Raw genomic sequence first — 12,351 nt, forward strand, 5'->3', positions numbered from 1 at the left:
TCACCGGGCGGCCGGAAGCTGCGAGGTCGCAAGGGCCGCGAGGTCGCAAAGGCCACAAAGTCGCAAAGTCGCAAGGGCCGCGAGGTCGCAAAGGCCACAAAGTCGCAAAGTCGCGAGGGTCGCAAAGTCGCAGGGCCACGGAGTCACAGGGCCATGAGGCCGCAAGGCCGAGGGCGGGCGCCCCACCGGGACGCCCGCCCTCGCCGTCTTCGCCGACGGTGATCAGTCGAACAGGACGCGCAGGGAGAAGGAGGCCTCGCTGCCCGACTGCGTTCCGCTCATGCCGACGGCGCGCAGCTGCTGGAGGTTGGCCCTGTCGTCACCCTGCAGGCCCTGCAGGTAGAGCTTCTCCACCTTGTTCAGGTCGACGTAGGCGGCGAAGGTCGCCGCGTCGGCGTCGGGGATCGCGGTCTTGAAGGTCTCGTCGTCGGCCAGGCCGCCTTCCTTGGCGAGCTCGGCGGCGTAGTCCGGGGAGCCGGCCAGCACCAGGACGCCGTCACCGGGGAGCTTGGCGAGCTGCGGGACGGCGGTGCCCGACTCGGCGATGAACTTCTCGATCTTTCCGACGACCTCCTGCGCCTTGGCCGGGTCGGTGACGATGCGGGCGCCGAACTTGGGCTGGTCACCGTCGAGGCCGTTGGCGTCCACGGCCAGGGTGATGTTCTTGCCGAGCAGCGTCACCAGGTCGGCGGGGAGCGCCAGCCCGTACTTCTGCTGGGCCTGCTCGGCGAACTGCTGGAAGCTCCCGCCGCCGCCGGCCTGGTCGGCCGCCTGCATGAGCTGGGCCCACTGCTTGCCGATCACGTCGCCGAGGCCGGAGATCGAGATCGCGCCGGCGGTGGAGGCCGGGAGCCGGCCGATCCCGGTGGTCTCGGGCGCCTCCACCCCCTCCAGTGCCTGCGCGCCACGGCTGATGCCGGCCAGCTCGACGTACTGGCCGTCGAAGCGGAGCGCACCGGCCAGGCGGGCGTTCTTGAGTTGTGCGAGGGCCGCGGGGTTCTGGGTGGTGGCCAGCTCGGGGGCGACCTGGGCGATCTTGCCGGCGTCGACCCAGAAGGAGAGCACGCCGGTCTCGCCGAGGGCGTTCAGATCGTCGGAGAAGCCGGCGTTGTCGGCCAGCGGCGCCGCCTGGGCGGCCTGGTCGGCCTCCGCCTGGGTGGCGGTGAGCAGGGCGTAGTCCTCGCGGAAGGCGATGCCGTACTTCTCACCGTTCATCAGCTTGGCGATCCCGGCCTTCGCCTTGGCCTCGTCGGTCACCTGGACGGCCACCACGAAGCCGGGCGTCCCGCCGCTTTCGGCCGGGGTGAGCGCGGCCATGCCGACGCGGTCTCCGAGCCATGGCTGCACGTCGGCGGCGTAGTTCACGTCGCGGAGGCTGCCGGAGTCCTTCTTCGCCAGGTCGAACAGCGCCTGGCGCGGGTCGTCGCCGGTGAAGGAGTCCTTGGTGACGGTGAACCTGCGGGCGATCTGGAACAGCGCCAGCTTCTGGTTGGCGGCCGGGTCGAAGTCGAGACGCACGTAGCCGATGGCGTTGCCGGGCAGCACGTCGTGCGGCTGGGTGCCGCCGCCGCTGAGCAGGTTGACGGCGAAGGCGCCACCGCCGCCCACGAGGACCACGACCAGGGCGGCGACCACCGCGAGCAGCCAGCCCTTGCCGCCCTTGCGGGCGGGCGGGGCCGTCGGCTCTCCCAAGCCGAGAATCTCGGTGTTGTGCTGCTGCCAGCCGGGCTGCTGGCCGTAGTCCTGCTGGTATCCGGGCTGGCCGGGGTATCCGGCCTGACCGGGCTGTCCCTGTGGGGATCCGGGCTGACCGGGCTGGCCGGGGTATCCGGGCTGTCCCTGCTGGTATCCGCCCTGCTGGCCGTAGGCCTGCTGCTGGTATCCGCCCTGCTGGCCGTGGGCCTGCTGCTCGTATCCGGGCTGCTGGTACCCCCCCGCGTTCTGCTGCGGGTAACCGCCTTGCTGAGGGTAGGCCGGGGGCTGCTGCTGGCCGTACTGCTGCGGACGATAGGCGATCGTCCGGTCGGGCTGCTGATCCGGTGCGGGCGGCTGGTCGGGGGGATTATTGGCAGGCATACTCACTCACAATGTGGACTTCTCGGGTATGGAGAAGTTAGTGCACATTGCTAGCAAGCGGCTTGCATTAATCTAAACCGGCCGTCGTCCGGCCGTAAACGATCAGACCCGTTGCAGCGCCTTGGTGGGCTTCCTGAGCACGATCTCGCCGTTGCCCGTGGCGGCCACCGCATCCCACGAGACGAAGCTGCTGCCGCTGTAGAGCACGCGGAACACGAGTTTGAACAGCCAGCTCGTCCGGTTGCCCGGGTCGCGGGTGAGTCCCAGCATCACCGGGGACCGCCGGTGCGAGACGACCAGGCCGGAGACCGTGAACTGCTGCTGCATGCCGAAGGTGCCCCTGCGGTTCCTCGCCATCCGGACGTCCACCACCTGCCCCACCCACACCCCCTCCGAGTCCCATACCGACTGACCGATGAGATCACCGACTCCTGCCATGCCGTGCCCCCGAAAACCCCGTGGAAAATGGTTATCAGTCTCTCAGTGTGGATGTGTTTTCCCAGGTAGCGGCACGCGTCGAAGGCCGGGGGAGCGTGAGGCGCGCGGGCTCGGTAAAGTAAACGCTCTAGAACAAGGTTCGGGAGCGTGGATGACGAAATTCGACGAGGCGACACAGGCCATCCGGGTGGACGAGACCACCTACGACGTGTGCCTGGATCCCGGATACTCGATCGGCGGGCCGCTCAACGGCGGCTACCTGATGGCCGTGCTGCTGCGCGCCGTGGTGGACGCCTCCCCGCACGAGCATCCGGTGACCACCAGCGCCCAGTTCCTGCGCGCGCCCGTGCCCGGCCCCGCCCGGGTGCGACTGGAGCGGATCAAGGCCGGCCGTACCGCCGCGATGACCCGGGCGACCCTGATCCAGAACGACACCTCCTTCATCGAGACTCTTGTCACGACGGCGACCTTGGGTGACGTCGTCCCCGACTGGACGGACGGCCCCTCGGCGGCCATGCCGCCCATCGAGCGGTGCGTCAAGCTGCCCGACCCCAAACCCGAGTCGAACATGACGCTCAACGCGCAGATGGAGATGGCGTTCGACCCGCCCACCGTCGCCTGGCTCGACGGCAGGCCCACCGGCCGTCCCGAGGCCCGCGCCTACTTCCGGATGGCCGAGCCGCAGGATCCCGACCCCTACGTGCTGGCGCTGGCCGTGGACGCTCTGCCGCCGGTGGTCTTCTCCGCGGGCGCCCGAGGCTGGGCCCCCACCGTCGACCTCACCTGGCACCTGCGCGCCCTGCCCGCTCCCGGCTGGCTCACCCTGCTGGGCAGCGGCCGGATGATCAGTGACGGCTGGTTCGACGAGGAGGTCGAGGTCTGGGACTCCGCCGGCCGGCTGGTCGCCCAGTGCCGCCAGCTCGCCCGGGTGGGTAGAGGCTGAGCCACGAATCAGCGTTGTGAGGATTCTTACCATGAGCGGTCGTCCCAGGTCGCCTAACCTTGGGAACCATGTCGCAAGCGAGTATCGGGATCTTTGACAGCGGTGTGGGCGGCCTCACGGTGGCCAGGGCGATCATGGATCAGCTGCCCAACGAGTCGATCTTCTATGTGGCCGACACGGCGCGGCAGCCGTACGGCCCCAAGTCCATCGCTCAGCTCCGCGCCTACACGCTCGAGGTGATGGATCACCTCGTCGAGCACGACGTCAAGATGCTGGTGATCGCGTGCAACAGCGCCAGCGCGGCGGTGCTGCGGGACGCACGCGAACGCTACGACGTGCCGGTCGTCGAGGTGATCCAGCCGGCGACGCGTCGTGCCGTGCGGGCCACCCGCAACGGTCGGGTCGGGGTGATCGGGACCCGAGCCACGATCGAGTCGATGGCCTATCACGACGCGTTCACCGCCGCCCCCGACGTGCTGTTGACCGGCGTGGCGGCGCCTCGGCTGGTGGAGTTCGTGGAGCGCGGAGAGACGATGAGCGAGGAGCTCATCGAGGTCATCCGCGGCTACATGCAACCGGTGCTGGACAACAGATGCGACACGCTGATCCTGGGGTGCACGCACTACCCGCTGCTGTCGGCGCCCATCTCCTACGTCGCGGGAAACGGCGTCACGCTGGTCTCCAGCGCCGAGGAGACGGCCAAGGACGTCTACCGCGTCCTGCACGACCGGGGTCTGGCCGCCGCGGGCGGCACCCCCCGTCACCGGTTCGCCGCCACCGGCGACACCGCACTGTTCGAGCAGCTCGGGCGGCGCTTCCTGGGACCGGAGATCCAGGCGGTCGAGCTCGCGGCGGTGGGAGGGGTCTCCGGAAACGGGCAGCGCCCGTGAAGACGGCGGTCACCGGCATCCGAGCCGGGACAGGCAGCGCCACAAGGTAAGAAGGCCATGTGAGAACGAGGAGGCCGCCGTGAAATTGACGATCATCGGGTGCTCCGGGAGCTTTCCCGGCCCGGACAGCCCTTCCTCCTGCTACCTGCTGGAGGCCGAGGGGTTCCGCATGCTGCTGGACTTCGGCAACGGCGCCCTGGGCGCGCTCCAGCGGCACATCGGGCTCTACGACGTGGACGCTATCTGCCTGTCCCACCTGCACGCCGACCACTGCCTCGACATGTGCCCCTACCACGTGGTGCGCACCTACTCCTCGCGGGCCCCGCTGCCCCGGGTGCCGGTCCACGCCCCCGCCGACGCGCCCCGCCGCCTGGCCGCCGCCTACGGCATGCCCGAGGAGCCGGGGCTTGAGACGGCCTTCGACTTCGCGCCGCTGGCACCGGGCGTGTTCGAGGTGGGCCCGTTCGAGGTGACGGCCGCGCCGATGAACCACCCGGTCGAGACCTACGGCTTCCGGGTCTCCTACGGCGGGCGCTCGGTGGCCTACTCGGCCGACACCGGCGAGTCCGCCGAGCTGGTCAAGCTCGCCTCGGGGGCGGACGTGCTGTTGTGCGAAGCCTCTTTCCTGGAACAGCCCGACCTGCCCACCGACCTGCACCTGACAGGCCGCCAGGCCGCCGAGCACGCGGCCAGGGCGGACGTGGGCACCCTGGTGCTGACCCATCTCGTCCCCTGGCACGACCCCGCGCGGATTCTGCAGGACGCCTCCCGGGGCGGTTTCGGGGGACGGACCGAACTGGCGCGGAGCGGGGCCGTATATGACCTAGGGTGAGTTTCATGGCTCGTGCAGATGGACGTTCTCCCGATCAGCTTCGCCCCGTCACCATCACCCGTGGCTGGCTCGCGCACGCCGAGGGCTCGGCGCTCGTCGAGTTCGGCGGCACCAGGGTGCTCTGCGCCGCCTCCGTGCAGGACAGCGTGCCCCGCTGGCGCCGGGGCAGCGGCCAGGGCTGGGTCACGGCGGAGTACGCCATGCTGCCCCGGGCCACGAACACCCGCAACGACCGCGAGTCGGTGCGCGGCAAGATCGGCGGCCGGACGCACGAGATCTCCCGCCTGATCGGCCGGTCCCTGCGAGCCTGCGTCGACTACAAGACCCTCGGCGAAAACTCGATCGTCATCGACTGCGACGTGCTGCAGGCCGACGGCGGCACCCGCACGGCCGCCATCACCGGCGCCTACGTGGCGCTGGCCGACGCGGTGCGGTGGATGCGCGAGCGGAAGATGTGCAAGGGCGACCCGCTGATCGACTCGGTCTCCGCGGTGTCGGTCGGCATCGTCGGATCGACGCCACTGCTGGACCTCTGCTACACCGAGGACGTCGCCGCCGAGACCGACATGAACGTGGTGATGACCGGGAGCGGCGAGTTCGTGGAGGTCCAGGGCACGGCCGAGGGCAAGCCGTTCAACCGGGCCACCCTCGACGAGCTGCTCGACCTCGGCGTCGCCGGGTGCGCCGAGCTCACCCGCCTGCAGCGGGAGACGCTGGCGTGAGCGCGGAGCGAGCCGCGGGCACGGCCCCGGGCCGGGTGGTCCTGGCCACCCGCAACACCGGGAAGATCGCCGAACTCCGCCGGATTCTGGCCGACGCCTCGGTGCCGGTGGAGATCGTCGGCCTAGAGGAGTTCCCGGAGATCGGCGACGTCGCCGAGACCGGCCTGACCTTCGCGGAGAACGCCCTGCTGAAGGCGCACGCGGTCGCCCGGCAGTCGGGTCTGCCCGCCATCGCCGACGACTCCGGCCTGTGCGTCGACGCGCTGAACGGCATGCCGGGGATATTCTCCGCGCGCTGGTCCGGCAGGCACGGCGACGACGGAGCGAACCTGAGGCTGCTGCTCGCGCAGGTGTCCGACGTGCCCAAGGAGAGCCGCGGTGCCCACTTCGCGTGCGCCGCGGCGCTGGCCCTGCCCTCGGGGGAGGAGCGGGTGGCCGAGGGCGCGCTACACGGCCTGATCATCGACGCGCCGCGCGGGACCAACGGCTTCGGCTACGACCCGATCTTCGTGCCCGAGGGAGAGAGCCGGACGACCGCCGAGCTGTCGCCGCAGGAGAAGGACGCCATCAGCCACCGGGGCCGCGCTTTCCGCGCGCTGGCGTCCATCCTCGCCGAAGCGATCGGCTAGGGTCCGTCGAAAGCGGACGATCACGCGCCACGGGGCGTGGAGGTCCGCAGGAGGCCGGGCCGCCCGTAATCGGCGCGTAAGATCCTGCGCCCGCCCGCAGGCGTAGCGTCGGAGGATGGAGAGCAACAGGCGCATGCCCGGATGGGCGGCGGCGCTGATCGGCCTGGTGTCCGGCGCGGTGGCGGTCGGGGTGTCCCTGCTGGTGGCGGGCCTGGTGAAGGCGTCGGCCTTCCCGGTCGTCGCGGTCGGCAACGCCGCCGTCGACCTCGCCCCGGCCGGGCTGAAGGACTTCGCGATCCGCGCCTTCGGCGAGAACGACAAGACCGTCCTGCTGGCGGGCGTCTTCGTGGTCCTCGCCGCGATCGCCGCGGCCGTCGGCGTCCTGGCCGTCCGGGACATCCGCTACGGCCTGGCGGGCCTGGCCGTCTTCGGCGCGGTCGGCATCGTGGCCGTCCTGACCCGCCCCGGCGCGGACGTCGTGGACGTCGGTCCCACCGTGGCGGGCGTCGCCGCCGCCATGGTCGCCCTGCGCCGCCTCACCGCGCGTGCTCTCGTCCCCGTGCACGACTCCCGCGAGACGGACCCACGCGGTGGACCTCTCGGGACGGGAGCCGGAGATGAGCGCCCCGGTGCCGGAGCCGAGGGGGAATCTGCCGGTGCCGGTGCCGGTGCTGGAGCCGGGGGAGAGTCTCTTGGCGCCGGGGTGGGGGGCGGGTCTCCCGATGCCGGTGCCGGGCGGGAGGAACGGCGCGACGCGCCGATCCCGCCGATCCCGCCGGTCATGCGGGCGGGCGGCGACCGCTACGCGCTCGACCGGCGCGGCTTGCTGGTCGGGACGCTCGTCGGTGTCGGCGTCGCCGGCGCGAGCGGTGTGGTCGGCCGGATGCTGTCGGGGCGCGCGGAGGTGGCAGCGGCCCGGGTCGGCGTGCAGCTGCCCCGCCCCTCCGCCGCACCGCTGCCGGCCGGCGTCGATCTGAAGATCAGGGGACTGTCGCCGTTCGTCACCCCGAACCATGACTTCTACCGGGTGGACACCGCCCTCGTGGTACCCCAGGTGGACCCGCGAAGCTGGACCCTGAAGATCCACGGCATGGTGGACAGACCCGTCGAGCTCACCTTCGCCGACCTGATGAAACGCCCCCTGCAGGAGGCCGACATCACGCTGTGCTGCGTTTCCAACGAGGTCGGCGGGCCGTACATCGGCAATGCCCGCTGGCTGGGCGCCAGCCTGGCCGGCGTGCTGCGCGACGCGGGGGTGCAGCGGGGGGCCGACATGCTGCTCAGCACCTCCGCGGACGGCTGGACCTGCGGCACCCCGGTCGACGTCGTCCTCGACGGCCGTGACGCGCTGCTGGCCTTCGCGATGAACGGCGAGGCGCTCCCGGTCGACCATGGCTTCCCGGTCCGCCAGGTCGTCCCCGGTCTCTACGGCTACGTCTCGGCCACCAAGTGGGTGACGGAGATCAAGGTGACCCGCTTCGACCGGGACGAGGCCTACTGGACACCCAGGGGATGGGCCGCGAAGGGGCCGATCAAGACGCAGTCACGCATCGACCTGCCGAGGGACGGCGCCCGCCTCGTGCCGGGCCGTACCGTGATCGCGGGCGTCGCCTGGGCGCAGCACAAGGGGGTGGACGCCGTCGAGGTGCGGATCGACGGCGGGCAGTGGCGTCAGGCCCGGCTGGCCCAGGCGCCGACCGCCGACACCTGGCGCCAGTGGGTGATCGACGACTGGGAGGCCACCCCGGGAAGCCACACCGTCGAGGTGCGGGCCACCGACGCCACCGGCTACACCCAGACTTCCGACCCGGCCCCGGTGGCCCCCGACGGCGCCACCGGCTGGCACACCGTCAGCGTCGAGGTCGCCTGAACCGGGCTCCGCCGGATCCTGCGCGGCACAGTGTCAGGCGACCATCGACATCCGTTACGCGATGCCGACTGCCGCCGGAGCCCTCCGGTCTCCATGCTGATCGCCAACACGATCAGAGAGGCCACTCATGGCACGGACCTCATCCCTGCGCGCGCTCCAGCGCCTGGCAGCCGACCACCACGACGCCCACCTCCTCAAGGTCCCTGTTGAAGATCTGCGCGGACTGCGAGCCGAGGCCGCCGCGGAACCCGGCGGCATGGCCCGCCGCGACCTGCTCCGGCGCGCCGCGCTGGCCGGCCTGGCGGTCACCGTGCTGGGCTCCGCCCAGGGCAGGGCCCGCGCCGACGTCATGTCACCGGCCAAGCCGCCGCTCAAGCCCGCCAGGGTGGCCGTCATCGGCGCCGGGATCGCCGGGCTCACCGCCGCGCTCACCCTCAGGGACGCCGGGGCCACCCCGATCGTCTACGAGGCCAACCCGTCGCGGGTCGGTGGCCGGATGTACTCCCAGCGTTCTCACTGGGCGGGCGGGCAGACCTCCGAGATCGGCGGCGAGCTGATCGACGTCGAGCACAAGAAGATGCTGGAGCTGTGCCGCCGGTTCGGCCTGTCCACGGTCAACTTCGCCGGAGCCGGTCCCAACGGCGCCGAGGAGATCCTGCACGTCAACGGCGCCTACTATCCGCGATCCCAGGCCGACGCCGACTTCAAGGAGATGTACCAGGCGCTCCACGCCGACCTTCAGGCCGCCGGTGAGGTGAGGTGGAACAGCACCACGCCGGCCGGGACCGCGCTGGACGGGATGTCGATCCGGCAGTGGATCGACTCCCGCGTGCCCGGCGGATACGCCTCCGACCTCGGACGCTTCCTCGACGTCGCCTACAACGTCGAGTACGGAGCCGAGACGACCGACCAGTCCTCTCTGGCGCTGGTCCTGCTGATGGGCTACCAGCCCAACCCCGGCCACTTCAACGTCTGGGGCCTGTCGGACGAGCGCTATCACATCGTGGGCGGCAACGACCAACTCCCGCAGGCCATGGCGGCGGCCCTGCCGTCCGGCTCCGTCCAGATGGGCTGGAAGCTGCTGGCGGTGCGGGCCAACGCCGACGGCACCCAGACGCTCACCTTCGACGAGGGCGGCACCACCAGGACCGTCGTCGCCGACCACACGATCCTCACCGTGCCCCTGCCGATCCTGCAGCGCCTGGACCTGTCACGCGCCGGATTCGACACCCGCATGACGGCCCTGCTGCGTGACGCCCGGATGGGCTATGTCACCAAGCTCAACATGCAGTTCACCGCCAGGACCTGGCTCGGCACCGGCCCGTGGCCGGGAGTATCGGCCGGGGACTGCTTCACCGACCTGCCCTTCCAGCAGTGCTGGGACACCACCAAGGGGCAGAGCGGCTCGACCGGCGTGCTCATCCAGTACGGCGGCGGCGACGCTGCCTTCTCCCTCAGCCCGTCCACCCCGTTCCCCACGGAGTCCGACCCCTACGTCCGTGACCTCGCGTCCTCGACGCTCACCCAGATCGACCGGATCTTCCCCGGCACGAAGGCGAAGTGGAACGGCCGCGCCCAGCTGTCGGCCTGGCACAGGAATCCCTACTCGCTCGGCGCCTACTCCTACTGGCCCGTCGGATACCTGCACAAGCACGCCGGCTACGAGGCGACCGCCCAGGGCAACGTGCACATCGCCGGCGAGCACTGCTCCTACGACTTCCAGGGGTTCATGAACGGCGGCGCCACCGAGGGGGAGCGCGCCGCGAGTGAGGTGATCAACGCGCTGAGGTAGAACCCGGTGAAGCCGGTACGGCCCGCGCCCCCGCGAGGTTCTCGCGGGGGCGCGGGCCGTACGTGTGGCGGATGCGGGCCGTGGGCGTGGGAGGTCAGTCGCGCTCGACGGTGTCCTCCAGCACGATCCGGCCGATGATCGCGTACTTCTCGGGCCTGCGGACCTTCAGATAGAGCGCGAGGGCCGCGCCGAGAAGGGCGAAGCCGAGCACGATCCAGGGGATCAGGGTGAAGAACAGGGACTTGGAGGCGTCTCCGGCGGCCGCCTCCTGGTTCTGGAACAGCAGCAGCACCACGTAGGCCATCGCCAGACCGCCCACGAGGGGGGCCAGCAGGGTGCGCCACCACGACGCGGTCTCGGGGTGCTTCTTCCTGACGTGGAAGTAGCCGATCACGGAGAACGAGCAGAGTGTCTGCACGATCAGGACGGCCAGCGTGCCGAGCACCGCGAGCAGGGTGTAAATGTGCAGGTAGGGGTCCATTCCTGCGAAGAAGAACGCCAGCACGATCACCACGGAGATCGCGGTCTGCACGAACCCCGCGATGTGCGGTGAGCCGTGCCTGGGGTGGGTGGCGCCCAGGGTCGCGCGGGTGCCGGGGATCAGGTCCTCGCGGCCGAGCGCGTACAGGTAGCGGGACGCGCAGTTGTGGAAGGCCATCGAGCAGGCGAACGAGCCGGTCAGGATGAGGACTTTGAACAGGTCGACCGCCCACTGCCCGAGCAGTTCCCCGGTCGGATTGAAGAAGATCCCGGCGAACTGTTCGGCCGCGATCTGGGGCGCCTTCACCCCGTTGGCGGCCACCGTCATCCAGGAGACGAAGGTGTAGAACAGGCCGATGCCGACCACCGAGACCAGGGTCGCGATCGGGATGATCTTCTTGGGCTCGCGGGACTCCTCCCCGTACATGGCGGTCGACTCGAATCCGACCCAGGACCAGAAGCACATGAACAGGCCGAGTCCGACGGCGCCCTTCTCCAGGCCGGTGACGGTGAAGGCCTTCAGCGGGTCGAGGGTCTGCGGCATCAGGCCGTCCGGCCCCCCGCCGTGCAGCAGGGTCACCGTGGCGGTCAGCCCGAGCATCAGGATCTCGGTGACGAGGAAGACGCCCAGGACCTTGGCGGTCAGGTTGATGTCGAAGTAGGTGAGGAGCGCGTTCAGCGCCAGGCCGAGGAAGGCGAACCAGAGCCAGTGGATGTCCACTCCGGCCAGGCTTTTGAAGGTGTCGTTGGCCGAGTAGGCGAAGAATCCGATGATCGAGGCTTCGAAGACGACGTAGGCCATCGTGGCGAGCAGGCCGGCCACCATGCCGACGACCTGGCCCAGGCCGTGGGAGATGTAGCCGTAGAAGGCGCCCGCGGAGGTGATGTGCTTGGCCATGGCCACGTAGCCCACCGAGAAGACGGTGAGCACGATGGTGGCCACGAGATATCCCGCGGGCACGCCAAGACCGTTGCCGAAGCCGACGACGATGGGGACGTTGCCGGTCATCGCGGTGATGGGCGCGGCGGTGGCGACCGCCATGAAGATGACGCCCATCAGCCCGACGGCGTTCTTGCGGAGGCGGTGGACGCCGTCGGCCGGAGCTTCGGGCCTGTCGGTGATGCTCAAATCGCGTGCGCCTTTCTGGAAACAGCGCCGGAGGGGGGATGGCGACGATATTGGCCGTCAGCGAGACCGACGAACAAGGTGCAAAAAGGCAGCAAAGGGTTACGACATGTCATCTTCGAATCGGTGATACCGGACAAAAGCCCCTTCTGTCCCTTGGGTTTCCCGCTCTCGGGAGGAAGGGCTCGCCGGCATTCCGGTTACACGTCAACGAACACCGGGGTGAGCGCATGGCCGATCCACGCCGGTTCGACGAGCGGGAGTTCCGGGCATGGCTCGGCTATCGCCGGATGCGCCCGCTGCTCGACGCGCAGATCTCCCACGACCTCACCCACGACCCGGGCCTGTCCGACCCCGACCACGTCGAGTCCGTCCGCCGCCACCTGATCGACCTGCTCACCGACGAGCAGATCCAGACCCTCGGGGACATCGCGGACACGGTTCTGGAGCACCTCGCCGAGGCCCGGCACGACGCCGGACCCTGATCTGGTCAACTCACCCACCTCCCGCGGGCCGCCGTCCTAGCATCGGGCACGAGGCGAACGGGCGAGGG

The 12,351-nt window shown here is 70.2% G+C and carries 11 protein-coding genes; 8 read left to right on the forward strand and 3 right to left on the reverse strand.

Annotated elements, in window-relative coordinates; genetic code table 11:
- Positions 1–222: 222 nt before the first annotated feature.
- Together ACQPYK_RS09605 and ACQPYK_RS09610 are read right to left on the reverse strand one after the other, a co-directional pair.
- On the reverse strand, positions 223–2,076 hold the full coding sequence (locus tag ACQPYK_RS09605) for a DUF3352 domain-containing protein (RefSeq protein ID WP_433253273.1): 1,854 nt from the start codon (positions 2,074–2,076) through the stop codon (positions 223–225).
- Between the two features lie 102 nt (positions 2,077–2,178).
- Positions 2,179–2,514 carry a hypothetical protein gene (locus ACQPYK_RS09610; protein ID WP_433253275.1) on the reverse strand — a complete coding sequence of 112 codons (336 nt, stop codon included), beginning with the start codon at positions 2,512–2,514 and terminating at the stop codon, positions 2,179–2,181.
- A gap of 151 nt (positions 2,515–2,665) precedes the next feature.
- Here ACQPYK_RS09610 and ACQPYK_RS09615 point away from each other — a divergent pair, with 151 nt between their 5' ends.
- The 7 genes from ACQPYK_RS09615 (at position 2,666) to ACQPYK_RS09645 (ending at position 10,192) form a co-directional block, all read left to right on the forward strand.
- Positions 2,666–3,457, forward strand: a complete 792-nt coding sequence (locus ACQPYK_RS09615; RefSeq protein ID WP_433253277.1) for a thioesterase family protein — start codon at positions 2,666–2,668, stop codon at positions 3,455–3,457.
- Positions 3,458–3,525: 68 nt separating this feature from the next.
- The gene (gene murI / locus ACQPYK_RS09620; RefSeq protein WP_433253279.1) at positions 3,526–4,347 is read left to right on the forward strand and encodes a glutamate racemase; all 822 of its coding nucleotides are present in this window, start codon (positions 3,526–3,528) and stop codon (positions 4,345–4,347) included.
- A gap of 79 nt (positions 4,348–4,426) precedes the next feature.
- A complete protein-coding gene (locus tag ACQPYK_RS09625) occupies positions 4,427–5,179 on the forward strand; it encodes an MBL fold metallo-hydrolase (protein WP_433253281.1) in 753 nt (250 codons plus the stop codon).
- A 5-nt stretch (positions 5,180–5,184) separates the two neighbouring features.
- Entirely contained in the window at positions 5,185–5,901 is a 717-nt protein-coding gene (rph, locus tag ACQPYK_RS09630) for a ribonuclease PH (RefSeq protein ID WP_433253283.1), read from the forward strand.
- Positions 5,898–6,530, forward strand: a complete 633-nt coding sequence (locus tag ACQPYK_RS09635; protein ID WP_433253285.1) for an XTP/dITP diphosphatase — start codon at positions 5,898–5,900, stop codon at positions 6,528–6,530. Before rph ends, ACQPYK_RS09635 begins: the two co-directional genes overlap by 4 nt.
- 115 nt (positions 6,531–6,645) lie before the next feature.
- A complete protein-coding gene (locus ACQPYK_RS09640) occupies positions 6,646–8,400 on the forward strand; it encodes a molybdopterin-dependent oxidoreductase (RefSeq protein WP_433253287.1) in 1,755 nt (584 codons plus the stop codon).
- Between the two features lie 127 nt (positions 8,401–8,527).
- Positions 8,528–10,192 carry an FAD-dependent oxidoreductase gene (locus ACQPYK_RS09645; protein ID WP_433253289.1) on the forward strand — a complete coding sequence of 555 codons (1,665 nt, stop codon included), beginning with the start codon at positions 8,528–8,530 and terminating at the stop codon, positions 10,190–10,192.
- 94 nt (positions 10,193–10,286) lie between these two features.
- Here the strand turns inward: ACQPYK_RS09645 and ACQPYK_RS09650 are convergent, their stop codons facing one another.
- Positions 10,287–11,801 carry an APC family permease gene (locus ACQPYK_RS09650; RefSeq protein ID WP_433253291.1) on the reverse strand — a complete coding sequence of 505 codons (1,515 nt, stop codon included), beginning with the start codon at positions 11,799–11,801 and terminating at the stop codon, positions 10,287–10,289.
- Positions 11,802–12,028: 227 nt separating this feature from the next.
- On the opposite strand from ACQPYK_RS09650, the gene ACQPYK_RS09655 reads away from it, so the two are divergent.
- Entirely contained in the window at positions 12,029–12,283 is a 255-nt protein-coding gene (locus ACQPYK_RS09655) for a hypothetical protein (RefSeq protein WP_433253293.1), read from the forward strand.
- Positions 12,284–12,351 lie beyond the last annotated feature (68 nt).

Source organism: Streptosporangium sp. CA-135522 (assembly GCF_050949235.1).
Lineage (GTDB): Bacteria > Actinomycetota > Actinomycetes > Streptosporangiales > Streptosporangiaceae > Streptosporangium.

Bases quoted from the DNA above. Each gene is read 5' to 3' on its own strand.
- ACQPYK_RS09605 (WP_433253273.1), bottom strand. From the start codon at position 2,076: ATGCCTGCCAATAATCCCCCCGACCAGCCGCCCGCACCGGATCAGCAG.
- ACQPYK_RS09610 (WP_433253275.1), bottom strand. From the start codon at position 2,514: ATGGCAGGAGTCGGTGATCTCATCGGTCAGTCGGTATGGGACTCGGAG.
- ACQPYK_RS09615 (WP_433253277.1), top strand. From the start codon at position 2,666: ATGACGAAATTCGACGAGGCGACACAGGCCATCCGGGTGGACGAGACC.
- murI (WP_433253279.1), top strand. From the start codon at position 3,526: ATGTCGCAAGCGAGTATCGGGATCTTTGACAGCGGTGTGGGCGGCCTC.
- rph (WP_433253283.1), top strand. From the start codon at position 5,185: ATGGCTCGTGCAGATGGACGTTCTCCCGATCAGCTTCGCCCCGTCACC.
- ACQPYK_RS09640 (WP_433253287.1), top strand. From the start codon at position 6,646: ATGGAGAGCAACAGGCGCATGCCCGGATGGGCGGCGGCGCTGATCGGC.
- ACQPYK_RS09645 (WP_433253289.1), top strand. From the start codon at position 8,528: ATGGCACGGACCTCATCCCTGCGCGCGCTCCAGCGCCTGGCAGCCGAC.
- ACQPYK_RS09655 (WP_433253293.1), top strand. From the start codon at position 12,029: ATGGCCGATCCACGCCGGTTCGACGAGCGGGAGTTCCGGGCATGGCTC.